Here is a 23,686-nt window from a genome sequence, read left to right on the forward strand (position 1 = left end):
TAAAAATCCTCTAAATTTGTCCTTTTATAAATATTATTATATTTAAAAGACATTGTGTTAAAAGACGTTTTATATTGTGTATAATGAAATCATGGAAAAGACATTAATTTTAATCAAACCCGATGCTATTGAAAAAAGACTGACGGGCGTAATTTTAGACAGAATTGAATCCCTGGGACTTCAATTGGCGTCCGCCAAGGTAGCCGTTGTAACCGAAAAATTAGCCAGAGAGCATTACGCAAACCTGGCGGGAACCCCCTTTGTTGATAATGTTGTTAAATTTATGATGGGCAATTTTAATAATATAGAAAACCGCCGCGTATACGCTTTTGTATATAAAGGGGAGGACGCAATAGCCAAAGTAAGGCATATTATAGGCGTTACCGACCCTGATAAGGCAGACCCATGGACAATAAGAGGACAGTTCGGGCAGAAAAAAAACGGCGTTATCCAAAACTGTGTGCACGCCTCAGGCTCCCAAGAGGACGCTGAAAGGGAAATAGCCCTTTGGTTTAAACCCGAAGAGATTGTTGAGTAAAAAATGAAAAAAATTTTTAACATTATTTTTTTATTGTGTCTTTTGCAGACATCTGTTTTAGCGCAAACAACTGAAGGGGAGGAAACTCCCGCTCCTCCTCCGCCCGACGCGGTGGAATCGGTAAGAATAGAAGGAGAGAGGGTTAATATTACCGCTGATGACGGACAAAAAATAACCGGCATTTTTAAATCAAGCGGCGACAGCAGCAAATATGTTGTGCTCGTTCATGATTTGGGCAAAAACAAAAGCTCGTTTAACAAATTCTCCAAAGCTCTTCTAAGCAGGGGCGTAGGTTATTTGGCCATAGATCTTAGAGGGCACGGGCAAAGTGCTTCGCCGGAACATTATTCGCATTTTCAAAAAGAAGGCATTAACAACCAGTTCAACAGAATGTATAAAGACATTAACATCGCCGTTACTTATTTAAAAAACAGACGTATTGACCCTGAAAATATTTTTGTTTTGGGGACAGGCCTTGGAGCTAACGTAACGGCAAACTCAATAGTTTTTAATACAGACATCGGCGGATTTGCTTTAATAACGCCCACAACAAATGTGCGCGACGTTCTTACAATCCCCGGGGTGAAAATAGCCAAGCAGCCTATTTTAATAGCTGTAGCTCCGGATGTAAGGAAGAATTTTTTAGAATCAAGTTTAATACGCAATGTGGCTTTTAACACACAGGGTCCGGGCAAAGTAACTTTTTTAACGGCATATAACAAAGAAGGGGTGGAGATGATGGATTCTTATCTCTCGGGGCATATAATACAATGGATATTAACCCCGGTACTGCCTGAAATAAAAAATGACTCTTTACCCATTATTAATGAAGAAGAACAACCGACGGAGTTAACTTTATAATGAAAAAACAAAAATCAATAACTACCGAACTTCAAAACGATAAGACGGAAAATTTAGACATAATTTCCGTTTCCCAAATGATTGAAAAAATTAATCATGAGGACATGCAGGCCGTTAAAGCCGTGGGATCGGCAAAAAAAGATATTGAAAAAGTTATAAAAAAAACGGCGAAGGCTTTCGCGTCAGGCGGTAAAATAATTTTTTTAGGCGCCGGAACAAGCGGCCGTTTAGGCGTGCTTGAAGCGGCGGAATGCCCGCCTACATTCAGCTCCGACCCAAAGCAGATTATAGCCTTAATAGCCGGCGGCAAGGACGCGGTATTTTTCTCTAAAGAAGGCGCAGAGGACGACGCTGAGCAAGGCAAAAAAGATATCTTAAAAGTTTTAAGTAAAAAAGATATTGTTATAGGCATAGCGGCCAGCGGCAGAACGCCTTATGTTTTAGGCGCTTTAAAAGAAGCTAAAAAGAAAAAAGTTCCTACAGTAATGATAACCTGCAACCCAAACGCCGTCAAATTGGCCGACATTATGGTAAAATTACCGACAGGGGCGGAAGTATTGCAGGGCTCAACAAGAATGAAGGCCGGCTCGGCCACTAAAATGGCTTTAAACATAATAACAACCTGCACCATGGTGCTTTGCGGCAAAGTATATAAAAATTTAATGGTTGACGTTAACCCAAGCAATATAAAATTAAAGAAAAGAGCGCGCGGCCTTGTGCAAAAAGTAGGACAGGTTGACGAACAAACAGCAGAAATTTTACTTGAACAAGCTCAGTACAAAGTTAAACCCGCCATAGTAATGGCGCAAAAAAGAGTAGGCTTTAAAAAAGCTCAGGCGGAGTTAAAAAGGAAAAAAGGTTTTTTAAGAAAAATTTTAAACGGGTAACAAAATGTCTAAACGCTTCTCCCTCGGACTCATGAGCGGCACCAGCGCTGACGGCCTTACTATAACATTAGTTAATAATAAGCCGTTTAGAACACTCCGTACAAAAACTTATAAATACCCCGCCAAACTGCAGCAAAAAATTCTTACCGCGCGGGATTTTAACGCGTCCCAAATTTCCGAACTCAGCTTTGAACTTGGCAAACAATACGCAAACAGCGTAAAAAAATTCCTTAAAGAAACAAAAAAAGATATTAAAGATATTTTTGTCGTAGGTTCACACGGGCAGACAATCACTCATAACCCTTGCGCAAAAACGCCTAATACGCTGCAAATAGGCGAGCCGGCTTTTATGTCCGCGATGGGGCTTAAGGTGGTTTATAACTTTAGGGTAAAGGATATGGTTTTAGGTGGGCAGGGCGCGCCGCTTGTGCCTTTTTTTGACCAATATATTTTTGGCAAAAGCGAACCTAAAATTTTACTTAATATAGGCGGCATAGCAAACTTATCCGTAACGGGAAAAGGGGTAAAAACATTCGGCTTTGACACGGGGCCGGGCAATTCTCTTATGGATACCGTTATGCAATCGGCGGCGCACAAAAGCTTTGACCGTAACGGAGCCGTCGCCGCAAAAGGCAAAGCAAACGAAAAAATAATTAAGAAAATTTTAAAGCATAAATATTTTAGCAAAGCTCCGCCGAAATCTTTAGATAAAGGCGACTTTGAAAACAATTTTTTAAATAAATATTTCGGCACAGTTAACAAAAATAATTTACATGATGTAATGGCAACTCTTAACATTCTTACCGCGCGGACAATAACGCTTGCCGTGAGACGTTTTGTTTTAAACAAAACCGCCGCAAAAGAAATTGTCGTCAGCGGTGGCGGAGCTTTAAATAAAACTCTTTTAGAAAACATTTCTTTACTTTTGCCTGAGCTAAAAGTGCACGTAAGTGATTTTTACGGCATAGACCCTATGGCAAAAGAAAGCGCCGCCTTTGCTTTAATGGCAACACTGGCATTGCAAGAAAAAACAAACCACTGCCCTGAAGCGACCGGAGCTAAACAAAAAACAATACTTGGGAGTATATGCCTATGAATCCTGCAAGAATAGTGCACCCCGGCTTTTGGTTTGGGAAAACAGATATTGAAGACGCCAGAAAATGGGCAAAAATGGGCGTAGGCGGATTTTGCGTCTACGGTGGAACCAGAGAAGAGATTGAGACATTTTGTAAAGAAATGAGGGGCCTTTCCCCTTACGCGGAAATTTTTATTTCAGCCGATTATGAAGACGGCCTTGGAAGGTGGATAAAAGGGGCCGAGCTTTTGCCTTCTAACATGGCTATAGGCGCCTCCGGAGAGGAGGAACTTGCCATGAAAAAAGGGTTAATCACCGCCAGGCAGGCAAGAAGCATCGGAATTAACTGGATTTTTGCCCCTGTGGTTGATTTAGCTTCGGACCCGGAAAACCCTATAGTAAATACCCGCGCTTTCGGAAAAGACCCTATGCTTGTGACGCGTTTGGCCATGGCTTTTATGTCAGGATTATCGCAAGGCGGAACTTTAAATACTTTAAAACATTTTCCCGGACACGGGGACACGTCAAAAGATTCTCACTTAGAACTACCTTTTATCAGCAAATCTTTTGACAAGCTTTTTGATTCCGATTTAGTTCCCTATAAAACATTGTTAAAGTTTGCTGACTCAATTATGGTTGGACATCTTCTTATCCCAGCCATAGACGATGAAAACCCGTCTTCTTTATCGGAAAAAACAATACGCGGAATTTTAAGGCAAAAACTTAATTATAAAGGATGTGTTGTTACCGACGCTCTTTTAATGAAAGCCATCGGCGACCAAAAAGAAGCCGCTTTAAAAGCTTTAAAAGCGGGCGCGGATATCTTGCTTGCACCTTCAGACCCTTATGAAATAATAGATTATTTAAACCAGTTAATTAAAGAAGATTACACCTGGAAAGAACATTTTATCAACGCAGTGGCCACGCAAGAAATTCTGCTTACAAAAAACCGGAAAGTGGAAATAAGAACTCCGGAATATGCGTTTTTTAAATCTTCTTATTCAATGGACGCGGCGCCTAGATGTATAACAGAGTTCGGAGAAGAGAATGTTTTAAAAAAAGAAAATTCTTTGTCTTATATGGAAATAGATTGTAAAAGCGATTTTGAAAGCACTCCTTTTGCCAAACAGCTTAAAGCTAACGGTTTTAAACTGGCCCCTTATACAGGCGGGGAATGTAAAAATTTGCTTATAGTTTCTTTCTCCGGCTACGCTTCTTTTAAAGGCTTTGCTAATTTTACAAAAGAGCAAAAGAAAACAGTGGAAAACGCCTTAACAAAAGCCAAGAACAGCGCTTTTGTTTCCTTCGGCAGCCCTTTTGTGCACAGTGATTTTAAAACAAAAGCACAGTACCATTTGCTTGCGTACTGTGCTAATGAGGACTTTCAAATTTTTTGCGCCGACGCGCTTTGCGGTAAAGCCAAAGTTACTGGCAAAGCTCCTATTGAAATTTAGAAGCGTGAATATAGTCCGGGTTTAAAACGCCAGGCAAAAGTTGGGCAAAACCGTCAATCATAAATTGTACGGCCATAGCGCATAAAATCATACCCATAAAACGCACCACTATCTGCATACCGTTATTGCCCAAAATTTTATAAATATATCTTGACGATAACAAACAAATCGTTACTATAGCGGAACATATGGCAAGCACCAAAACCATGCCTACGGTATTTAACAATGTTTTTGTGTTGTCTGAAAAAAGAATTACTGTTGTTATGGTGCCCGGCCCTACAAACAAAGGCATGGCCACGGGCACAATGATGCTGCTTAACCTAAAGGTAGCTTCTTCAAAAACATTTTGCTGCGCAGCGGGGGCGGCCTGAATACCTTCGTTAGAGAACTTGCTTTTACCCTGCATCATGCGTATACCCACAAGCAAAATTAAAATACCCCCCGCGATTCTAAACGCGGGTATAGTAATGCTAAAAAGGTTTAAAGCGCTTCGGCCTATAAAGAAGAAAAAGATTAAAAGGGCGAAAATTGAAAGCCCCAAAAGAAGGGCTATCGCTCTTTGCATTTTTGGCGAGTCTGTTTGAACATGTTCCAAAAATATAGGCACGTTGCCTATAGGGTTAAGAATTGAAAGAGTACCTACAAAAGCCCCGATCAAAAAAGAAAAATCCATTTTATTTTGCCCTCTATGAATAAAAACACCCCAAGGATTTTCGCTAAGCAGGGTGTTTTTTTATTATGTTTTAAAAGATTAAATCAATATAAATAATTTTGGGCAGTACAGGATTTGAACCTGTGACCTATCGCGTGTGAGGCGATCGCGCTACCGCTGCGCCAACTGCCCTAAATTTACGTTTGTTATATGTATTTTAGCAAATTATTATAACTTTGTTCCCATACCGGTTACGGCATAAAAAACCCCGATCTTGCGTCGGGGGATTTTATTTAAAAAATTAATTGAACTTAACATCTTTAAGTTCGCGGACTAATTTATCCCTTTTTTCCTTAAGTTGTTTTTGCTCGTTTCTGTATGCGCCCCAGTAACTTCTAAACCATTCCGGGTTTTTTTGATAATCCTCGTAAGCGTTAGTTACAGCTTGTTTTAAGCCATACAATCCGTAAAAATTAAGTTCTTCGTCAGACATTTCTAAAAGAGCGGAATCATCACGGTCAAGTTCGGATTGTACCGTATCAGGGATACCGCCCGGAACATAAGAAACAACAAAGTCAGACATACTCCACACAAACATAACAACCGTTAATCCCGCAAGAACCCTTGACCCCAACTTTATTTTGTTTATTTTTGAATACCCTCGGGAAAGAACTTCCATATCTTTTTGAATAGCTGAAACACCGGTGCTTACTTCTAATGGAACCTTTTCCGCGCCTACTGCGATATTGTTAAATTTTTGGGCCTTTTGATAAGCGCTGGCGGCGCCTTTTTTTATGTATTCGGCTTTATCATAGGCGGGAATTTTTTTTAAATCCGCCGTCGCCCAAAAAGTAGCGTTTTCAACCCTCTGCTGCAAAGAAGCCGCCTCCGCTATTAAATCCGCATTATGAGTACTTTTGGCTTTTGCCAAAATCGCGTTTACTCGCGACATAAGTTCAGGCGCTCTTTGGGCCGTAAGTTCAACATAACGGAGTTCGGCCACGGGCCTTATAAAAAATTTAGTGTACACATGAGCCGCAGCCGGAACAGTAAGCCCGCCCGCGAGAAGCAGGGCTTCTTTTTTCATTTGTTTATATTTTTCGATTTCTTCTTTAGTAAATTTTTTGGTTGGAATATTTTGAGAATTTAACGGGTCCTGCGCGAAAACCGGGGTTAACATATTAAACAACATAAACAACGATAGCATTGAAGTCGTAATTTTATTCATAAAAAACTCTCTCTAGTTTAATTTCCCTATACTTTTATTTTAAAGCGCATTTTCTATATTGTCAAGGGTCAAAAGTCCCATAAAACTCCTGGGCCTCTTTTTGCTTTGCATTTTTGATGTATTTTATTTTTAAAATTACTGATAAAGAAATATTTTTTATGTGCGTTGGATTTTGGAAAAGGTATTTTGCTGCGATTACCCCGCCACGGTAAAAAGACTTTAAGTTATACCACAGACTCTTTATAAGAGCTCTTTTTAATTTGTAGCGCTATTATTATATTGCTAAAATATTAATATGGGTATATTTAAATTAAAAGCGCCTTTCTCTCCTTCGGGGGACCAACCGCAGGCAATTAAAAACCTTTGCCAAAATATTAAAAACGGACAAACAAGGCAAACCTTGCTGGGCGTTACCGGCTCGGGCAAAACATATACCATGGCAAACATAATAGCTCAAACGGATATGCCCGCGCTTATAATGTCGCCGAACAAAGTTTTAGCGGCGCAGCTTTACGCGGAGTTTAAACAATTTTTTCCGGAAAATTCGGTTGAATATTTTATTTCTTATTACGACTATTACCAGCCCGAAGCCTATATACCGCAAACAGACACCTATATAGAAAAAGATTCTTCCATCAATGAGCATATTGAGCAAATGCGTCTTAAGGCAACAACATCTCTTTTAACAAGAAACGACGTTATTGTGATAGCCTCGGTATCAAGTATTTATAACATAGGTTCGCCTGATAATTTTGCCGAAATGTGTTTATATGTAAAAAAAGGAATTCCTTTAAACCGGGTGGCGGTAACATCTCTTTTAATTAAAAACCAATATGAAAGAAGCGAAATGGAATTTACACCGGGCAAATTCCGCCTGCGCGGCGGAAATATAGATATTTTGCCCCCGTACAGAGAAACGGGCATCCGCATAGAAATGGGCCCGCAGGCAGTAAACGCCCTTTACAAAATACACCCCATTACGGGCGACGTTATTGAAGAAGTTGATGAGGAATTTATTTACCCTGCCAAACACTTTGTTGTAAAAGAATCAGACATTGACCGCGCCATTAAAGAAATTAATGAGGAAAAAGAAGGGCGCGTGAAAGAACTTGAAGCGATTGGAAAACCTTTGGAAGCTTACCGCCTTAAACAAAGAACCGAATACGATATGGAAATGCTTAAACAGACGGGTTTTTGCAAAGGTATTGAAAACTATTCAAGACCTTTGGCGGGAAGGGAACCCGGGTCCAGACCGGACTGTTTGTTTGATTATTTTAGAAAGCATGAGAATTTTTTAGTTTTTATAGATGAGTCCCACGTGGCCGTGCCGCAGGTGCGCGGCATGTATAACGGAGACAGGAGCAGAAAACAAATGCTTATAGATTTTGGCTTCCGCCTGCCTTCAGCCTTAGACAACAGGCCTTTAAAATTTGACGAGTTTGAAAAAATTTTACCTTCCACCGTTTTTGTGTCCGCCACGCCAGGCCCTTATGAGTTAACCGTAAGCGCGAACAACATTGTTGAGCAAGTTATCCGCCCTACAGGCCTTGTGGACCCGCAGGTTTCCATACACCCTACAGCAGGCCAAATAGGCCACTTAATAAGTAAAATTGAAGAGCGTATTAAAAAAGGACAGCGCAGTTTAGTTCTTTCTTTAACTAAAAAAACGGCTGAAGACCTTACCGTATTTTTTGACGAGAAAGGAATAAAAGCCCGATACTTGCATTCTGATATAGAATCTTTGGAAAGGGTTGAAATTTTACAAAAATTCAAGCAAGGGGTTTTTGACGTGCTTGTGGGTATCAATCTTTTAAGAGAGGGGCTTGATATACCGCAGGTAGGTCTTGTGGCGATACTGGGCGCCGACAATGAAGGGTTTTTAAGAAACGAAACCACTTTAATACAAATTTCCGGCCGCGCGGCTAGAAACATTGACGGCGAAGTTGTGTTATACGCGGACAGAAAAACAGATTCCATTAAAAACGCCCTTGCCGAAATGGACCGCAGGCGTGAAAAGCAAACCGCTTATAACAAAGAACACCATATAACCCCGCAGTCTATTATAAAAGCCGAAATTGAATTTAAAGATTTTGAAAACACTGCCAAAACCGAAGGGTTAAGAGCGTTGCACAATTTTACTGATATTCCCAAACCAGACAACCTGCCTAAAATGATAAAAGAAATCGAAAGGCAAATGAAAGACGCGGCCGACAATCTTAATTTTGAGCTTGCGGTCGACCTGCGTGACAGAATGTTAGAACTTAAAAGCATGAGAGTAAAAACAAAAAAATGATAAAACAAATTATAAGAGTAGATATTATAGATTCCACCCAAACAGCGCTTAAAGAAATGGCTGCCCTGGGCGCGCCGCACGGAACAGTTATCGTGGCAGAACAGCAAACCGCGGGAAGGGGCCAGTTTGAAAGAACATGGAATTCGCAAAAAGGCGGTTTGTTTTTCAGCGCTTTATTAAGGCCTTCAAAAAAGATTTCCCAAACTTCGGCGTTAACTATAAAAACGGCGGGCGCTGTTGTTGAAACTTTATCCGAAATATACGGCATCAAATCTAAAATAAAAAAACCTAATGATGTGCTTTCTTATGACAAAAACAAAAAAGAATATTTAAAAATTTGCGGCATTTTAACTGAAGGTTCAGTTACTGAAATTTCCTGCGATTGGATTGTTTTAGGCGTGGGAATAAATTTAAATAACAATTTAGATAAAAAGTTGACTGCCACGAGCGTAAAAAAACTGCTTGGGCGCGAAGCGGACATGCGTGAATTTGAAAACAATCTTTTTAACAAGCTTTCGCAAAGATACGCCCAGTGGCTTTTAAGCACAGAAGATTAATTTTTAAAATCTTGTCGTTTGAGATATAAGATATGAGACTCCCCGGGCTAACATCCGGGGTTTCTTTGTTACAAAACTTCACTTTGCGTTTTCATCCAACAACAAACCGCAACGCGTCCGCGGCGGCAAGTCAGAGGTGCCATGAAATCACGATACTATCCATCCCCCGGCCTACGCAGGGGATGTTGTGTATTATCACAAACAAAAAGCCCTTCGATTGAAGGGCTTTTTGTTACAAAATATTTTATATCTTGGTATTACTCAAGGCCGATACTTTTTAAAAAAGGCTTATTATCAACCTTGCGGCCTAAAAACTTTTCAACAATTTCCTGCTCTTCATAAGTGCCGCCAACGGCTAAAATTTCATCTCTGAATCTCTTGCCGGTTTCGGGGTTATCCAAACCTTCTTTTTCAAAAACGCTAAACATATCCTCAGCTATTACTTTTGCCCAAAGGTAACCGTAATACCCGGCGTCATAGCCGCCCATAATATGGTCAAAACTGGCCTGCGGTATCGTGTCCGGAGTTACGGGAACGCCAGTTATTTTTTTTGCCAGTTTAAAATATTCTTTTGTTGTATCTAGTTCTTTATTGCTTGTATGCAAATCCATATCATACTGCGCAAAAAAGTTTTGCCTTTGGTAAGCGCGAGCGCTGAAAACATTTTTACCCTTAATCATTTTTTCAATAATTTCGTCGGGAAGAGGCTCGCCCGTTTTATAATGTTTGGAAATCTTTTTAAGCACGGCGGGGTGCCAGGCCCAATTTTCCAAAATTTGAGAAGGAACTTCAACGAAATCGCCCGCTACAGCAGTACCGCTTAAGCCGGAATATTTTGCCGTGGTTAAAGCGTTATGTAAAACATGCCCGAACTCATGGAACAGGGTTTCAACCTCGTCATGTTTTAAAAGCGACGGAGCGTCTTTAGAAGGCGGGTTAAAATTAGCCACTATCGCGGTAAAAGGTTTTTGGTAAGAGCCGTCTTCCTTTTGGTGTCCGTCAACCAAATCAAAACAGGCCGCGTGTTTATATTTGCCTTCTCTGGGAAAAAGGTCCATATAAACATAAGCGACGGTTTGTTTTGTTGCAGAATCAATTAATTCATAAGTGCGTACGTCCTTATGCCAAACAGGTATTTTAACCTGTTTAAACTCAATGCCGAACAAATGCCCGAAAGATTCCAACATCCCGTCAATAACAACATCCGCGGGGAAGTATTCTTTTATCTTTTCGGCGTCAACGTCATAATTTATTTTCTTATATAAGGTTGACCAAAAAGCGGACTCCCAGCCATAAACATTTTTATCTTTTTTCCCCGCTCTTTCTTCCTTTAAAGCAAGAAGCTGCTTGTCTTCTTTTTTACCGTAAGGCTTTAATTTCTTTTCAATATCTTTTAAAAACTTTTCAACCGTTTTCGGGTTTTTTGCCATGCGGTATTCAAGCTTCATATCGGCAAACGTTTTGTAGCCCAGCAAGGACGCTGTTTGGCGGCGTAAATCCAAGGAATTTTCCAAGAGTTTTACGTTTTCGTCTCCGCCTCTTCTTAAATATTTAAACTCAAGCGCCCGGCGGGCAGAATCGCTTTCGCTGTTTTTCATAAAAGGCACATAATCAGGATAGTTAAGCGTTACTTTATAAAAACCCTCAAGCCTTTCAAGCCTGTTTATATATTCTTCGGGCAGACCTTTTAAATCTTCTCTTGTAACAAGTTCAAAGTCGGCGTTATCTCTTATATTTTTGCTAAAGTTTATTGAATTTTCAGAACGTTGACGGCTTAAATTTCTGTAAATTTCAAGCTGGTCGTCAGGCAAGTGAAGCCCGCTTTTCCTAAACCCGATCATCATATTTTCTAAAAGTTTTGCTTCGGGCACATCAAGTTTGGGGTTTGTGTCAGCATATTCTTTAATGGCGTTGTATAAATCTTTACGCGTGCCGACTTCCACCATATAGGCGCTTACTTTGCTTTGAAGCTCGGTGGCCGAATCTCTTAATTTCTGGTCGGGCGACACGTAAGCCAAAAACATTGCTATGCCAAAAGAATCTCCGTATTTGTCAAAAGCTTTATTATAAGCAATAACAGTATTTTCGAAAGTTCTTTCCCCGGCGGGAACGGCTAAAACAGACGCTAAATCTTTTTCTAACTGTATTCTGGCCTTGGTTTCCGCCGACGCTAGAGCGTCGGCCTTATAGTTAAAATGAAGCACTCCTTTTTGAAACATGTCCGATGTCATAGAAAATACCCCTGTGGTAAGTAATATTAGCTGCAGCATTAATAGTATTTTTTTCATTGTAAATAATCCTTGTAAAAAAACTACATTTTGTTATTCTTTATGCTATACTATATTATATTAACTTTATTGTTAATGGATAAGAATAAAAAAATGTACGAACACTTCGTTCCCCAGGAAATATTCCTTACTAAAGGAATTGGCAGACACAAAGAAAAATTGGCCAGTTTTGAGGAAGCTCTTAGAGACGCCCAAATAGCCAGCTATAATCTTGTGCCTGTATCAAGCATCTTTCCGCCACATTGCAAAACCATTCCGGTTGCAAAAGGCGTAAAGTCTTTACGCAGCGGTCAGATTTTACACTGCGTAATAAGCAGAAACACAAGCAATGAACACAAACGCTTGATTTCGGCTTCGGTCGGTTTAGCAATTCCGAAAGATCCTAAAACGCACGGTTATATTTCTGAACATCACAGCTTTGGTGAAACAGAAAAAATGGCCGGTGAATATGCAGAAGACTTGGCAGCGTTAATGTTGTCAACAACCTTAGGCATAGAATTTGATAATGATACCAATTGGAACCAAAAAGAAGAAATTTGGAAAATGAGCGGTAAAATTGTCAGAACCACGAATATTACCCAATCAGCTATTTGCGTAGACGGGTTATGGACAACAGTGGTTGCAGCCGCAGTGTTTGTAAAATAATCGTTGTGAAAAAGAATAAAACTATATTTATGGGGCTTGAGAGAAAAAACAACTCTCTGCCCCTTTCTAATTACATCGTGGTGCCCATACCTTTTGAAAGAAGCGTTTCCTACGGACATGGCACCGCATTCGGGCCGAAGGCTGTTTTAGAAGCTTCCGCCCAGGTGGAACTTTGGGACGAGGAAACTAAAACGGAAACCTGGAAAGAGAACATCTTTACCACCGCTGCGGTTAACTGCAAAGGAACCACAAGAATTGTTTTTAACAGAATTACAAAAACCGTTAAAGACGTTATGCGCTATAAAGGGATTCCTTTTTATATCGGCGGGGAACATTCTATAACTCAGGCCTTGCTTGAACCGTATATAGAAAAATATAAAAAATTAAGCGTGCTCCATTTTGACGCCCACGCTGATTTACGCGCCAAGTTTGAAGGAAATCCACACAGCCACGCCTGCGCGCTTTACCCCGCGTCCAAACAAGTGCCCGTCGTACAAGTAGGCATAAGAAGCGTTGGCGACACGGAGTGTGAAAATATAAATTCCGGCAAAGTTAAAACTTTTTTAATGCATGAAAACAGGGATATAAAAAAACTTATTCCACAGGTACTAAAAAATTTAACCGACACGGTTTATATCACCATTGACGTGGATGGCTTTGACCCAAGCGTAATTCCTGCCACGGGAACGCCGCAGCCGGGCGGTTTCGGATGGTATGAAGCGTTAGATCTTTTTAGAGAAGTAATTAACAAGAAAAACATTGTAGCCATTGACGTTGTGGAAGCCTGCAGAAGAGACGAAGACACCATTACCGAAATGAATACCGCAAAACTTATTTACCGCTTAATGGGTTATTTAAGCCAAAAGAAAAAATAAAACATTTAAATAAAAAACCCCGGTTTAAACCGGGGTTTTTTATTTGCAAAGAGTTCTATTAATAGCTAGAATTTATTATAGGGGTTAAAAGATAAAGGAGAATATATGAAAAAAATAACATTTGCTTTTTTTGCCTTAACGCTTGCGTCAGTATCCTTTGCGCAAACGTATAATTTTAAAGCAGTTAATGAAATTGACGTTGAAATGCCAGGCGGTACCCTTGTGGTTGCGGCGTCACCTGAAAAAGGTGTTTCTGCCTCTATTGAAAATTTAGATAAAACAAAATGCTACGCCGTGATAAAAGAAAAAAGAAAAGAAATTGAAGTAAAAATAAAAAAGATTGACCCGTCCGCAATATGCAAACCCAATATAAAAATTATAGTCAATGTAAAAGCGAAACTAAGCGTTGAAGCAGCCAACACAAATATTTTTATAGATTCTATGTCTAAAAAAACGGACCTGGATATAAAAACATCAACAGCTAAATTAGATAACGTAAGCGGCAAATTAGATATAGAAGCCGTTTCCTCTACCGTAGACGCAAAAGGCTCTCCCTGTTTTGTTGAACTTGAAACTTACGCTAGCGCGGCAAACATAAGCTGGCTTGGAAAAGAAACTCCGGCAAAAGTTATTTTAAAAGGAGACGGCGTTGTAACGCTTTCCACTCCTAAGGACACAAAATATTTAAAAATAATTAAACAAAATTTCAGGGGCACGTTAATAGAACAAAATACCAAGTAATTACTCCCTCGTTAAATCCGCGGGATTTCAGATTGTTCCGCTTTTCCAATGCTTTTGGTTTTTCTTTTTTTAAGATATATAAAACCCGCCGCAATGCGGCGGGTTTTATGTTAAAAATAATATTTTATCCCCTGCGGGAAAATTGAACTTCCGATAGTCTTTTATAATATAGGTTTTTAAAAAAATTTATTGAAAAAAAATAGCTCATAATGTAGAATGGACTTATACGGCGTAGTATGCTCCGCAAGAAAGGAGATTTTATGAAAAAATTTTTAACGGGTTTATTTTTATTTTTTTTGCTGTCCCTTGCCAACGCACAACAGTCCCAGGAATATGACGGCATTAAAGAAATATCCGTAGAAGCAAACGGCGCAAAAGTGGAAGTTGCCCAAATAAAAGGTCAAAAAACATATGTGCGCGTCGAAAAATTTGACCCTGAAAAATGCCCCATTTTATTTTTTCATACACAAGATAAAGATTTAACGCTAAAAACAAACCCGCCCGGCGGCAACCCCTGCGAAAATATTATATTTATTAAAACACCCAAAAAAGTTAAAGTACGCATTACCGCGGAGTCTTCCCAAATAACTTTAGACGGCCTTGAAGAACAGGCTGTTTTAAATATAAAAAAAACTAACGCGTTTTTAAATAACTGCGCGGGCAGGCTTGATATTAATTCCCAAACTTCTAATATAATAGCAAAAGGCCTGTTTGACAAAATAAAAGTTGACGGGGAAAACAGCTTTATAGAAGTTACCTGGTTAAAAGAGCCGAAGCAGCCCGAAGTTGAACTGTCAGGCAAAAATAATATTATTTTCTATCTTCCCCAAAACGTTAAGAAAATGGGAGTTAAAGATTCTAAGTTTTTAGGAAATCTTATTATCCAATAAATGTTAACTGCCTTAACTTTTAAAGCGCGTAAAAATTACGCGCTTTTTTTTGCATCCGCAAAACACTCAAAATTTCATTTTGCAAAACCTGATGTTTGATAAAAATTTTACTAAAGTGTTTTTTAATTTTATTTTTTACACAAAAAAGGTTAAAAATGATGTTTTTGGCCCTTTTTAGACTGTTTTTTAAATCTTTCTTTGTTTTGCAAGGCATTAATCGTTTTTTAAATAAAAGTTTATTCTAAGGCATTTTAGGCTGTTTTTGTTTTTTCTCGTCGGGAGTTTTATAAAAAATACAAAATTTCCCCGGTTTTTTTAATATTTTATACTATTTTTTAGTTTGCCTAACTTTTTATCTTTTATAGGTTAGGCCGGCTAACTGTTTTCATGTGAAAACTTTTTATGTTTGTTAGCAAAAAAGAAACCTTGGTTTTTATTTGCCATAAAAATAATTTGGCATATAGAAAATTTATAAAAACTATTAAATAGTATTAGCCCTTTGATTTAAAAATAACAAAAAAATTATTCTTTTAAAGTAACCTCCGCATAAATTCAAGCTGCACTGTTTTTTAAAAGATTTTTTATTATATTTTTCCCCATCAAAGCAATTTAAAAACCTTGCTTAACCAGGCATTACATACCGTTTATTGCCGGTAAAAACACTACCCACATGCTTTAAAAAGACAAAAAAATACTATAAATATATATTTTTAAATATATTTTGCACCCTAATATTGAAAGAGCCATTTTTAAATTTGTTTTTACACTTAACTCGAAAGCCCCTATAACGGACATTTATTTTCAGGCTCAAACAGACAAGCAGCCTACTATATCTTTTTTTATTTAATATAGGCCGCCAGGATGGATAACAACCTTTATTTAGAGATATAAATACCAGATACTCCGGCCGTAAATATAAGGATATTTCGTAACATATCAGCTAACCCCAAACCAAATGCTGTAAGAGGGTATTTTAATGTTTTAATAACACTCTTTGCCCTATGAAGCATAACAGTTAAAGCACACAGCCTCATTGCAAAATTTGCGGCGGAAAAGATTCTTTCGCTCCCGGTTTACTTAAGGAGGAATCTCTGTTTAATAATAATCTTTTAGTTTGCCTGGAGGACGCTGTAAAGAGTTAATGAAACACCGCAGGCTCCCCCCCTCCCGGGGTTTATTTTATTTCAAATCTTCGCTTTGTCAGCTCCCGCAACAATAAAAAGCAACTCCTCCACAGCAAGAAGGCGTAGGTGTTGTGAAACAAAAAGGCTGTTTATCCCCGGGCTTATGCAGGTAATATCCCATGCTTTCATATAACTCCCCCAACTTACTGTGGGGTTCTATAAGGTATTTATAAAAAATCCCCGCGGTTTGCGGGGATTTCACGTGAAAACTTTTAACCTGATTAAAGCATTTTACTTTTTAGCCTGTCAGCTATATTTTCAAGTTGTTCAAGGGAGTTATACTGGATAACAAGGCTTCCCTTTTTCATACTTTTACCGTACTTAACTTCTACTTTTGTACCTAGGGCTTTTTGTAAGTTGTTTTCAAAATCCACAACTTCAACAGGTCTTTGCGCAGGAGCAGAAGTTTTAACTGTCATTATTTCCCTTGCCGCCTGCTCAGCCTGGCGTACAGAAAATTTGCCGCTTTTAAGTTTGATAAATAATATCTCCCTTTTCTTAAGGTCCGGCACCATAAGAAGCGCCCTGCCATGCCCTTCAGATAAAATTCCCTCTTCCAAAGTTTTTTGTATTTCCTTACTAAGGTCCAACAGCCTTAAGGAGTTCGATATCGCGGCTTTAGATTTACCGCAATAACCCGCTAAATCCGTTTGAGACACATGGAACTTTTGCATAAGACTCTTGTAGCCCAAAGCGGTTTCAATGGGGTTAAGATCTTCCCTTTGAATATTTTCTATTAACGCCAGGGCTGACATTTCCTTATCGCCAAGGCTGGAGTGGACAATAGCTTCTATTTCCGTAAAGCCGGCAAGCTTTGTGGCCCTAAAACGCCTTTCGCCTACAACTATCTCATATTTATTTAAGCCCGCGTCAAAGACAACAACTATAGGCTGCGTAAGCCCGTGCTGTTTGATAGACTCGGCCAGTTCTTTAAGGGTTTCTTCATTAAATGTTCTTCTAGGTTGGAATCTGTTGGGAACAATACTGGTTAAAGGTATTTTTTGTATATTAGCCCCTGCTTTTACCGCCGTATCCTTTGTGCCCAGGACTTCCTGCGTTTGTTTTAAAAGGGCGTCTAACCCTTTGCCTAATGCTTGCCTGCTCATATATTATCCTCCAAAATCATAAGAAGCTGTTGGTATTTTTACTTCTTTTAAGGTTGCCGCGTCCACACCCCTGCGGGTAAGAAACTCCTTAGCTAAGTCCAAGTAAGCCGCCGCGCCGCGGCAGGCCGGGTCATAATCAAATATGGATTGTCCGAAACTTGGCGCTTCAGCCAATCTTATATTTCGGGGTATTGGGGTTTTATATACACGGTCTCCGTAAAACTTGTTAATCTCTTCCAACACTTGGTTGGAAAGGTTCATTCTGCTGTCATACATAGTTAAAAGACCGCCGTCAATATTAAGTTTGGGATTTAAAACCTGCTTAATTTTTGAAGCGGTATTAATAAAATGGGCAAGCCCTTCCATAGCATAGTACTCGCACTGGATGGGGGTTATAACACTGTTAGAAGCTACCATAGCGTTTAAGGTAAGCAAGCTTAATGAAGGCGGACAGTCAATAATAATATACTTATACATATTTTGTAAAGGCGCCAAAGCCTGGGTAAGCATGTTTTCCCTGCCTTCGATGTTAACTAATTCAACTTCAGCTCCTGCCAAATCCTTACACGCCGGTAAGATGTCAAGCATTTCATTAGAAGTTCTTTTTAAAACTTCTTCCACCTTGGCTGTTTTTGTAAGTAAATGATAAACCGATTTTTCCCCGTCTTTAAGATTTATTCCTATACCTGAAGAAGCATTCCCCTGCGGGTCAAAATCAACAAGCAAAACTTCCTGCCCCAGCGTAGCTAAAGCATAAGCTAAATTAATAGAGGTTGTTGTTTTCCCCACCCCGCCTTTTTGGTTTGCTATAGAAACAATTTCTGCCATATCTCCTCCGACGTGAGCATACGTAAAATAGTAAATTTTTAAATATATATAGTAAAGCAAAAACAAATAATATTGTAAAGGGAAATATTACCACTCTTCTTCCCGACCATAAAACAAAAAATGCCGCTGTAATACCACAGGGGCGTCCTATATTTTATTAAACAAAAAATGTTTTCACGTGAAATATGTTAGTTTTGCTAACTTCTACTATCCTATAAACTAAACTTTATGCGCGGCCGAAAAATATCTGCAGGGCTTCTAGTTTTTTACAATTTTTTTACGAAAAGACACCGTATTCCCGTCCCCCGGGAGAGAGGCACAAAGTTTTATTTGAATATTTAGAACAGCCGGGGCAATAAAGAAAGCGTATTATTTCATTGCCCCTGGCCTGCAGGAAACTGCTTTTTAGCAATAAGGTAAGGGCCAATCCTCTCGTCAACATTGTATATAAAGTTTTTGCCGCTGCTAACCTCTATATCAAATTTTTTTGTAATACGGTAACTTTTCCATCGAAAGGAAGGCTCTTTACGCAGTGCCCTCGCGGCTTTTACCATAACAACAGCTAGAGAAGCATGGCCTTTTTCAACATAAGAAGACATATAAACAAACCGTCTTTAATAAACACAGCCTGCGAAAGCACGGCCTTTTTCAACCGCCGCAGTATATTGGGGTAAAGCGATAACGGACAATGTCCCAATAATTAAAACGGCAACCAATAATTCTATTAAAGTAAATCTTTTTTTGTAACAGTTCTTTTTTATTATTTTTTATAAAACATTTGCCTTCAATAAAAAACCGTTAACAATGTATATTCATCATATAAAAAACCCCCAGAGTAATCCGGGGGTTTTGTAAAACTTTGTAAGAAAAACCAATTAACGTTTGGAGAACTGGAATCTCTTTCTCGCGCCGGGCTGACCGGGTTTCTTTCTTTCGACCATTCTGGGGTCTCTTGTAAGATAACCGGCTTTTTTAACAGCTTTCTTAAAATCTTCGCTTACTGCGGCTAAAGATCTTGCGATAGCGTGCCTGATAGCGCCCGCTTGTGAAGAAACGCCGCCACCTTGTACTTTAGCGATAACGTCGTATTCTTTTTCAGTGTTCGTTACCGTTAAAGGGGCTTTAACGTCTTTTTGATATTTCGCGGAATGAACAAAATATTCTTCCATCGGTTTGGCGTTAACTGTAATTTTGCCTTTACCTTTAATAAGTTCTGCTGTGGCTATGGAGGTTTTCCTTCTGCCAACTTGACTTGTTTTTGTTTTTGTCATAAAAAATACCTCTTACTTAGCCTTGGTGGCAAATCTGTCTGCAAAAGAGTGTTCTTCGCTGGCAAAAAGTCTTAACCTTTTAAGCCTGGGAGCGCGGAGTTTGTTAGAATCCAACATTCTTTTAACGGCAAGTTCTAAAACTACCGTAGGATCTTTTTCAAACTGTCTTTTGAAGGGCGTTTCTTTTCCGCCTTTAGCATAGCCTGAATGTGAGAAATATACTTTCTGCTCAGCTTTATTGCCGGTAACTTTTATTTGCCCGACGTTAGTAACCACAACAAAATCACCACAATCCATATGGGGTGTGAATGTTTTTTTGTGCTTGCCCATAAGCAGCACTGCTATTTGTGTAGAAAGTCTGCCTAATGTTTTGCCCGCAGCGTCAATGTGGTGCCACTGCCTGGTTGTTTCTACTTCCTTAACGGAAGGGAGAAATGTTTTTGTCATATTATTATTTTTATACCTTGTTTGTTTTTGGCAACGGAGTGGTATGCCGTTGTCAGATTTGACTCGGTTTGTTATATTATACAAATTTTAAGCTTAATGTTAAACACTATTTAATGCGGTAGCACTGGAAGCCCGATTCCGGGCAAACAACCCCCACAGAATCCCCAGTTAAAGAGGTGCAAACTTTCTTTTCCGCCGCAGTACCAGTTATGCTGACTACACAGTCAACATACCCTTTGTCTAAATACGCAATGGAATAGAGAACCTTTGTAGTTCTTTTACCTTGTATATGCATAGGACTTGTATGCAGCTCATATACAAAATTTGAAGTAGTATATTTTGTGTCTGAATTTCTTGTGCCCGGGGGTTCTATATCAAGGTCGTCAAAGCTAGACGGCCACGAGCCCGTGGCAAGCTGGTATCTTTTAGCCGCGTCCAATAAAGAGCGCACAACTATCATTGACTCAGACATTCTGCTTTTTTCAACCGCCGCCGTATACTGGGGCAAAGCGATAGCCGCCAATATGCCTATAATTAAAACAACAACTAAAAGTTCAATTAAAGTAAACCCTTTTTTCATAACAGCCTCCGCAATTAAAAAGTTTAACATAAGAATTGCCCTCGGTCAACAAACATATGCCAAAATAATTTAAATAAGTTTTTTTGCCCTCCATAAAATATATAACTTCAGATGCGAATTAAAAAATACTTTTTTAATATTTTGCGGCGCAATATTTTAAGCGGCATAACGAATATACGCCATGTTTTTAATAATGGGTTTTTATAGATATTCAACGAGCACTTTGGAAACACAAATTTTAGATTTTAACAGATATAAAATGTTTTACAAAACTTGACCTCACCGCGCGGGAAATCTTTTCCGGTTTAAGAGGTTCTTTAAAACAGTTTTTATATAAACTCTTTTTTATCTTCTGAAATCTTAATAAAAAGTTTTATTTGCTTTTGTTTTTTGCTATAATAATTTTACCTGGTTGTTTAAGAAAATAACCGGGGGCTTGCAAAAGCCTCCGGTTTTTTAATCAGTACGGTTGGGTGGCTGAGCGGTCAAAAGCAACGGTCTGTAAAACCGTCGGGCGTGTCCCTACATAGGTTCGAATCCTATCCCAACCATAAGTTTTTAAATATTAAAAAAGACACATGTTTCCATGTGTCTTTTTTATTATGTCTTTTTAAAAGAAATTAATGTACATGATGGTGCACATGCCCCAAAACTTCAACAAGTATTCCGCAAATTAAAATAACCGCGCCCGCTATCATGTGCCCATATCTTTCCCACTTTTTAAAAGGCAAAAGTTCAACTCCTTTATACCCGAGTCCTACGGCTACTACCATAGTAATCATTGTCGTAATACCGAAGGCAAGCGCTACGGCTACGGTAAGCATAGGAATATTTTCTATGGCGGGAATCATCATTATAGGGATAAACGCTTCACACGGGGCAAAAAGAAAAAGCATAAACAAAATAAAAGGGGTAAGACTTTTTATATCGTCTTTTTTTGTATGTATATGTTCACAGCAGGAATGGTTATGCCTGGCTGCTTTTACTCCGTACAAAAAGTAAATTAAACCAAACAATATAAGCCCCCACGCGGCGATATTTGCGCGGTAACCGTCTATGATTTCTATTTTACTGGCGGCAACGCCAAATAAAACGGCTATAACGGCAATAATAAGAGATCCTATTATATGCCCAGAGCTGCACAAGAAAGTTATAAATAAGGTTTTTGGCAGCGTCCAATTTCTTGCCTTTGCTATCGCTATAAACGGAAGATAATGATTGGGAGCCAAAATAGTATGCGTAAGACCTAATCCTACAGCGGTAAGAACAATTAAAACATTTGATTGCATAACACCTTCTTTTTTAAAGTAATATTCATATATTATACTTTATTTGTTAGCCTAGACTTACTTTTTTATACTTCCGTTTCCAAAACTCTTGAGAACATAAGCATTAAATCCCTTACATGCCTTGTTATCAAAAAGTTCTCTTTTACGTGTTCATAGCCGCCCAGTCCAAGATCTTCACCGAGCTTTGGGTTTTTTAATAAACGTTTTATCTGCTGCACGCAGGTAACATTGCTTACGGAAAACAAACCCGTAAGTCCTTCTATTATCTGTAAAGGTATGCCTCCGGTTTCGGAAGCTACTACGGGCTTTTTCTTCCACAACGCTTCCGTTATGGCAAGACCAAAACTTTCTCTTATGCTTTTTTGGATAACTATGGTAGAGCCTCTTTGTAAAGCGTTAATTTCTAAATCGTTTTGGTCTAAGAGAAGAACATGAACGCCGGGTACTTCTTGGGCTTTTTCCAAAACCTGCTTATAAACCGAATGTGAAGCAGGGTCGTCCGACGCCTCGCCCCCGGCAAGCACTAAAATACAATTATATTCTTTAGCCACTTCCTGGTATACTTCAATAACTCCAAGCGGGTCTTTTAACACATCATAACGGCCTATTTGCAAAAGGATAGGTTTGCTTCTGGGTATATTATATTTTTCAAAAACGCTGTTTATATACTCTTCGGGAATTTCTTTATTTTTATCGGAAAGCGGGTCTATAGCCGGCATAATTGAAAATTTAGGTATTGAAAGATTACCCGAAAAACTTGGGAAAGAAAAAGCAGACACGTCAAACTTTTCAATATATCTTTTAAGAAAATGCCATAAAAATGGATTTGAATGAGAAACGTCTATATGGCAACGCCATATCGCCTTTTTAAAAACCTTGTTATCAATAGCCGTAAGCGCGGCGTGATCATTAGCATAAAGCAAATCGCACGGGTTTGAGGTCTGCTCTCTTATAAGCGGTTTAAAACTTAAAAAGAAATCAAGGTCCTCTTGTGTTATGTTTACCAAAGAGTTGCTAAGCCCTTCATAAAATTTTTTGGAAATATCCAAAAAATCTTTTGGCATATTTAAATTTATTCTTTTAGTCTCAATGTCAAAATCCTGGAAAAACGGAAGCACGTTCCCCACAAGCTCAGATACGCCGCTTCCGTATGCGGCCGTAGTAACTATATTGGCGGTTTTACCCTTGAGAGTCATTCCTGTTTTTTTAATATATTCTATTTCGCCCGGTGAAACTAAGTGAGAATAATTATCTATTTTCATTTTCGGCACTCTTTTTCCAAATCTTTAGATATAAGCAGAATATGTTCTCTTATCTGCGGCTGCTTTTTTTCAACCATCGGCAGCAGTTTGTTTCTTACCCAATTTCTTGTATATTTTTCGTCTGAATTTGTCTCGTCCGTAATAAATTTAAGTTTATTAAATTTAACATAATTTATAACGTCTTGTCTTCTTATATTAAGTAAAGGTCTTATAATAACCGTGTTTTTATTAAGCGGCCTTACGCGCGGTATTCCCGTTAAACCTTTGGCTTTTGTGCCCCTTAATATATTAAGAAAGAATGTTTCAACATTATCATCCAAATGGTGCGCCAACGCCAAATAACCGGCATTAATTTTTTTTGCCGCGCTTTCAAAAGCCGAATATCTTGCTTTTCTGGCTGCATGCTCAATACTTAATTTATTTTTAAGGGCAATATTTTTAACGTCTTTTGTAATAACAAAAAGCTCAACGCCCAGCTGCTCACAAAGTTTTTTTGTAAAAAGTTCGTCTTTTTTAGCGTTTTCCCTTAATGAGTGGTTTATATGGCAGGCGTATACCCTAAAACGTTTTTTTTGCGCCAGCTGCGTTAAAAAATGAAGCAGACATACAGAATCCGCCCCGCCGCTTACACCGACAAGCACTTTATCGCCCCTTTTAAAGAAATCTTTATTGCTTATAAGTAATTTTGCCCATATTTGAGAGAAAAAGCTTTTTTTATCCATAAGTAAAGTATAA

At 38.8% G+C, this 23,686-nt stretch carries 25 protein-coding genes and 2 tRNA genes; 12 read left to right on the plus strand and 15 right to left on the minus strand.

Annotated elements, in window-relative coordinates; all coding sequences use genetic code 11:
- The first annotated feature begins 91 nt into the window (after nucleotides 1-91).
- The 5 genes from EMIN_RS07795 to EMIN_RS08520 are packed head-to-tail and all read left to right on the plus strand — an operon-like array spanning nucleotide 92 to nucleotide 4,815.
- Nucleotides 92-538 (plus strand): nucleoside-diphosphate kinase, encoded by a 447-nt coding sequence (locus tag EMIN_RS07795; protein WP_012415688.1) that lies wholly within the window; start codon nucleotides 92-94, stop codon nucleotides 536-538.
- A 3-nt stretch (nucleotides 539-541) separates the two neighbouring features.
- Nucleotides 542-1,399: an alpha/beta hydrolase gene (locus tag EMIN_RS07800; protein ID WP_012415689.1), complete on the plus strand. Its 858-nt coding sequence runs from the start codon at nucleotides 542-544 to the stop codon at nucleotides 1,397-1,399.
- The gene (gene murQ, locus EMIN_RS07805) at nucleotides 1,399-2,286 is read left to right on the plus strand and encodes an N-acetylmuramic acid 6-phosphate etherase (RefSeq protein WP_012415690.1); all 888 of its coding nucleotides are present in this window, start codon (nucleotides 1,399-1,401) and stop codon (nucleotides 2,284-2,286) included. Before EMIN_RS07800 ends, murQ begins: the two co-directional genes overlap by 1 nt.
- A gap of 4 nt (nucleotides 2,287-2,290) precedes the next feature.
- Entirely contained in the window at nucleotides 2,291-3,382 is a 1,092-nt protein-coding gene (locus EMIN_RS07810) for an anhydro-N-acetylmuramic acid kinase (protein ID WP_083759854.1), read from the plus strand.
- Nucleotides 3,373-4,815 carry a glycoside hydrolase family 3 N-terminal domain-containing protein gene (locus EMIN_RS08520; protein ID WP_083759855.1) on the plus strand — a complete coding sequence of 481 codons (1,443 nt, stop codon included), beginning with the start codon at nucleotides 3,373-3,375 and terminating at the stop codon, nucleotides 4,813-4,815. Before EMIN_RS07810 ends, EMIN_RS08520 begins: the two co-directional genes overlap by 10 nt.
- Here the strand turns inward: EMIN_RS08520 and EMIN_RS07820 are convergent.
- The 3 genes from EMIN_RS07820 to EMIN_RS07830 all read right to left on the minus strand — a co-directional run bounded on the left by EMIN_RS07820 (nucleotide 4,802) and on the right by EMIN_RS07830 (nucleotide 6,695).
- The gene (locus EMIN_RS07820; protein ID WP_012415693.1) at nucleotides 4,802-5,488 is read right to left on the minus strand and encodes a MarC family protein; all 687 of its coding nucleotides are present in this window, start codon (nucleotides 5,486-5,488) and stop codon (nucleotides 4,802-4,804) included. The two genes, EMIN_RS08520 and EMIN_RS07820, sit on opposite strands and share 14 nt — an antisense overlap.
- 99 nt (nucleotides 5,489-5,587) lie before the next feature.
- A tRNA-Val gene (locus tag EMIN_RS07825) sits at nucleotides 5,588-5,659 on the minus strand.
- Nucleotides 5,660-5,768: 109 nt separating this feature from the next.
- On the minus strand, nucleotides 5,769-6,695 hold the full coding sequence (locus EMIN_RS07830; protein ID WP_012415694.1) for a hypothetical protein: 927 nt from the start codon (nucleotides 6,693-6,695) through the stop codon (nucleotides 5,769-5,771).
- A 295-nt stretch (nucleotides 6,696-6,990) separates the two neighbouring features.
- Here EMIN_RS07830 and uvrB point away from each other — a divergent pair, with 295 nt between their 5' ends.
- The gene (uvrB, locus tag EMIN_RS07835) at nucleotides 6,991-8,988 is read left to right on the plus strand and encodes an excinuclease ABC subunit UvrB (protein WP_012415695.1); all 1,998 of its coding nucleotides are present in this window, start codon (nucleotides 6,991-6,993) and stop codon (nucleotides 8,986-8,988) included.
- Nucleotides 8,985-9,545: a biotin--[acetyl-CoA-carboxylase] ligase gene (locus EMIN_RS07840; protein WP_012415696.1), complete on the plus strand. Its 561-nt coding sequence runs from the start codon at nucleotides 8,985-8,987 to the stop codon at nucleotides 9,543-9,545. Before uvrB ends, EMIN_RS07840 begins: the two co-directional genes overlap by 4 nt.
- 257 nt (nucleotides 9,546-9,802) lie before the next feature.
- Here the strand turns inward: EMIN_RS07840 and EMIN_RS07845 are convergent, their stop codons facing one another.
- Nucleotides 9,803-11,833 carry a M3 family metallopeptidase gene (locus EMIN_RS07845; RefSeq protein ID WP_012415697.1) on the minus strand — a complete coding sequence of 677 codons (2,031 nt, stop codon included), beginning with the start codon at nucleotides 11,831-11,833 and terminating at the stop codon, nucleotides 9,803-9,805.
- Between the two features lie 75 nt (nucleotides 11,834-11,908).
- On the opposite strand from EMIN_RS07845, the gene EMIN_RS07850 reads away from it, so the two are divergent.
- The 4 genes from EMIN_RS07850 (at nucleotide 11,909) to EMIN_RS07865 (ending at nucleotide 14,984) form a co-directional block, all read left to right on the plus strand.
- Nucleotides 11,909-12,478 (plus strand): pyruvoyl-dependent arginine decarboxylase, encoded by a 570-nt coding sequence (locus EMIN_RS07850; RefSeq protein WP_012415698.1) that lies wholly within the window; start codon nucleotides 11,909-11,911, stop codon nucleotides 12,476-12,478.
- A gap of 5 nt (nucleotides 12,479-12,483) precedes the next feature.
- Nucleotides 12,484-13,353 (plus strand): agmatinase, encoded by an 870-nt coding sequence (speB, locus tag EMIN_RS07855; protein ID WP_012415699.1) that lies wholly within the window; start codon nucleotides 12,484-12,486, stop codon nucleotides 13,351-13,353.
- 105 nt (nucleotides 13,354-13,458) lie between these two features.
- Nucleotides 13,459-14,094, plus strand: a complete 636-nt coding sequence (locus EMIN_RS07860; RefSeq protein WP_012415700.1) for a hypothetical protein — start codon at nucleotides 13,459-13,461, stop codon at nucleotides 14,092-14,094.
- Nucleotides 14,095-14,354: 260 nt separating this feature from the next.
- Nucleotides 14,355-14,984 (plus strand): hypothetical protein, encoded by a 630-nt coding sequence (locus EMIN_RS07865; protein ID WP_012415701.1) that lies wholly within the window; start codon nucleotides 14,355-14,357, stop codon nucleotides 14,982-14,984.
- 1,184 nt (nucleotides 14,985-16,168) lie between these two features.
- Here EMIN_RS07865 and EMIN_RS09590 read toward each other — a convergent pair.
- The 8 genes from EMIN_RS09590 to EMIN_RS09645 form a co-directional block, all read right to left on the minus strand.
- Nucleotides 16,169-16,297, minus strand: a complete 129-nt coding sequence (locus EMIN_RS09590; protein ID WP_012415702.1) for a hypothetical protein — start codon at nucleotides 16,295-16,297, stop codon at nucleotides 16,169-16,171.
- A gap of 92 nt (nucleotides 16,298-16,389) precedes the next feature.
- Nucleotides 16,390-17,274 (minus strand): ParB/RepB/Spo0J family partition protein, encoded by an 885-nt coding sequence (locus tag EMIN_RS07875; protein ID WP_012415703.1) that lies wholly within the window; start codon nucleotides 17,272-17,274, stop codon nucleotides 16,390-16,392.
- A gap of 3 nt (nucleotides 17,275-17,277) precedes the next feature.
- On the minus strand, nucleotides 17,278-18,102 hold the full coding sequence (locus EMIN_RS07880; protein ID WP_012415704.1) for a ParA family protein: 825 nt from the start codon (nucleotides 18,100-18,102) through the stop codon (nucleotides 17,278-17,280).
- 374 nt (nucleotides 18,103-18,476) lie between these two features.
- Entirely contained in the window at nucleotides 18,477-18,701 is a 225-nt protein-coding gene (locus tag EMIN_RS07885; protein WP_012415705.1) for a hypothetical protein, read from the minus strand.
- Between the two features lie 15 nt (nucleotides 18,702-18,716).
- The gene (locus EMIN_RS09685) at nucleotides 18,717-18,866 is read right to left on the minus strand and encodes a type IV pilin protein (RefSeq protein ID WP_083759856.1); all 150 of its coding nucleotides are present in this window, start codon (nucleotides 18,864-18,866) and stop codon (nucleotides 18,717-18,719) included.
- Between the two features lie 111 nt (nucleotides 18,867-18,977).
- Nucleotides 18,978-19,373, minus strand: coding sequence for a 30S ribosomal protein S9 (rpsI, locus tag EMIN_RS07890; RefSeq protein ID WP_012415706.1), 396 nt, complete (start codon nucleotides 19,371-19,373; stop codon nucleotides 18,978-18,980).
- Between the two features lie 12 nt (nucleotides 19,374-19,385).
- Nucleotides 19,386-19,820: a 50S ribosomal protein L13 gene (rplM, locus tag EMIN_RS07895; RefSeq protein WP_012415707.1), complete on the minus strand. Its 435-nt coding sequence runs from the start codon at nucleotides 19,818-19,820 to the stop codon at nucleotides 19,386-19,388.
- Nucleotides 19,821-19,926: 106 nt separating this feature from the next.
- Nucleotides 19,927-20,400, minus strand: coding sequence for a prepilin-type N-terminal cleavage/methylation domain-containing protein (locus EMIN_RS09645; RefSeq protein WP_052545829.1), 474 nt, complete (start codon nucleotides 20,398-20,400; stop codon nucleotides 19,927-19,929).
- Between the two features lie 467 nt (nucleotides 20,401-20,867).
- Between EMIN_RS09645 and EMIN_RS07905 the strand changes: the two genes are divergently transcribed.
- Nucleotides 20,868-20,951 (plus strand) — tRNA-Tyr (locus tag EMIN_RS07905).
- A gap of 69 nt (nucleotides 20,952-21,020) precedes the next feature.
- Here the strand turns inward: EMIN_RS07905 and EMIN_RS07910 are convergent.
- The 3 genes from EMIN_RS07910 to tilS all read right to left on the minus strand — a co-directional run bounded on the left by EMIN_RS07910 (nucleotide 21,021) and on the right by tilS (nucleotide 23,673).
- Nucleotides 21,021-21,689 carry a hypothetical protein gene (locus EMIN_RS07910; RefSeq protein WP_012415709.1) on the minus strand — a complete coding sequence of 223 codons (669 nt, stop codon included), beginning with the start codon at nucleotides 21,687-21,689 and terminating at the stop codon, nucleotides 21,021-21,023.
- Between the two features lie 65 nt (nucleotides 21,690-21,754).
- Entirely contained in the window at nucleotides 21,755-22,951 is a 1,197-nt protein-coding gene (locus EMIN_RS07915) for a glycosyltransferase (RefSeq protein ID WP_012415710.1), read from the minus strand.
- Nucleotides 22,948-23,673 (minus strand): tRNA lysidine(34) synthetase TilS, encoded by a 726-nt coding sequence (gene tilS, locus EMIN_RS07920; RefSeq protein WP_012415711.1) that lies wholly within the window; start codon nucleotides 23,671-23,673, stop codon nucleotides 22,948-22,950. The genes EMIN_RS07915 and tilS overlap by 4 nt, the downstream gene beginning before the upstream one ends.
- Nucleotides 23,674-23,686 lie beyond the last annotated feature (13 nt).

Origin of the sequence: Elusimicrobium minutum Pei191 (assembly GCF_000020145.1) — a bacterium.
GTDB lineage: Bacteria > Elusimicrobiota > Elusimicrobia > Elusimicrobiales > Elusimicrobiaceae > Elusimicrobium > Elusimicrobium minutum.

Coding starts and splice junctions, on each gene's coding strand:
- EMIN_RS07795 (WP_012415688.1), top strand. CDS start 92: ATGGAAAAGACATTAATTTTAATCAAACCCGATGCTATTGAAAAAAGA.
- EMIN_RS07800 (WP_012415689.1), top strand. CDS start 542: ATGAAAAAAATTTTTAACATTATTTTTTTATTGTGTCTTTTGCAGACA.
- murQ (WP_012415690.1), top strand. CDS start 1,399: ATGAAAAAACAAAAATCAATAACTACCGAACTTCAAAACGATAAGACG.
- EMIN_RS07810 (WP_083759854.1), top strand. CDS start 2,291: ATGTCTAAACGCTTCTCCCTCGGACTCATGAGCGGCACCAGCGCTGAC.
- EMIN_RS08520 (WP_083759855.1), top strand. CDS start 3,373: ATGCCTATGAATCCTGCAAGAATAGTGCACCCCGGCTTTTGGTTTGGG.
- EMIN_RS07820 (WP_012415693.1), bottom strand. CDS start 5,488: ATGGATTTTTCTTTTTTGATCGGGGCTTTTGTAGGTACTCTTTCAATT.
- EMIN_RS07830 (WP_012415694.1), bottom strand. CDS start 6,695: ATGAATAAAATTACGACTTCAATGCTATCGTTGTTTATGTTGTTTAAT.
- uvrB (WP_012415695.1), top strand. CDS start 6,991: ATGGGTATATTTAAATTAAAAGCGCCTTTCTCTCCTTCGGGGGACCAA.
- EMIN_RS07840 (WP_012415696.1), top strand. CDS start 8,985: ATGATAAAACAAATTATAAGAGTAGATATTATAGATTCCACCCAAACA.
- EMIN_RS07845 (WP_012415697.1), bottom strand. CDS start 11,833: ATGAAAAAAATACTATTAATGCTGCAGCTAATATTACTTACCACAGGG.
- EMIN_RS07850 (WP_012415698.1), top strand. CDS start 11,909: ATGGATAAGAATAAAAAAATGTACGAACACTTCGTTCCCCAGGAAATA.
- EMIN_RS07860 (WP_012415700.1), top strand. CDS start 13,459: ATGAAAAAAATAACATTTGCTTTTTTTGCCTTAACGCTTGCGTCAGTA.
- EMIN_RS07865 (WP_012415701.1), top strand. CDS start 14,355: ATGAAAAAATTTTTAACGGGTTTATTTTTATTTTTTTTGCTGTCCCTT.
- EMIN_RS09590 (WP_012415702.1), bottom strand. CDS start 16,297: ATGAAAGCATGGGATATTACCTGCATAAGCCCGGGGATAAACAGCCTT.
- EMIN_RS07875 (WP_012415703.1), bottom strand. CDS start 17,274: ATGAGCAGGCAAGCATTAGGCAAAGGGTTAGACGCCCTTTTAAAACAA.
- EMIN_RS07880 (WP_012415704.1), bottom strand. CDS start 18,102: ATGGCAGAAATTGTTTCTATAGCAAACCAAAAAGGCGGGGTGGGGAAA.
- EMIN_RS07885 (WP_012415705.1), bottom strand. CDS start 18,701: ATGTCTTCTTATGTTGAAAAAGGCCATGCTTCTCTAGCTGTTGTTATG.
- rpsI (WP_012415706.1), bottom strand. CDS start 19,373: ATGACAAAAACAAAAACAAGTCAAGTTGGCAGAAGGAAAACCTCCATA.
- rplM (WP_012415707.1), bottom strand. CDS start 19,820: ATGACAAAAACATTTCTCCCTTCCGTTAAGGAAGTAGAAACAACCAGG.
- EMIN_RS09645 (WP_052545829.1), bottom strand. CDS start 20,400: ATGAAAAAAGGGTTTACTTTAATTGAACTTTTAGTTGTTGTTTTAATT.
- EMIN_RS07910 (WP_012415709.1), bottom strand. CDS start 21,689: ATGCAATCAAATGTTTTAATTGTTCTTACCGCTGTAGGATTAGGTCTT.
- EMIN_RS07915 (WP_012415710.1), bottom strand. CDS start 22,951: ATGAAAATAGATAATTATTCTCACTTAGTTTCACCGGGCGAAATAGAA.
- tilS (WP_012415711.1), bottom strand. CDS start 23,673: ATGGATAAAAAAAGCTTTTTCTCTCAAATATGGGCAAAATTACTTATA.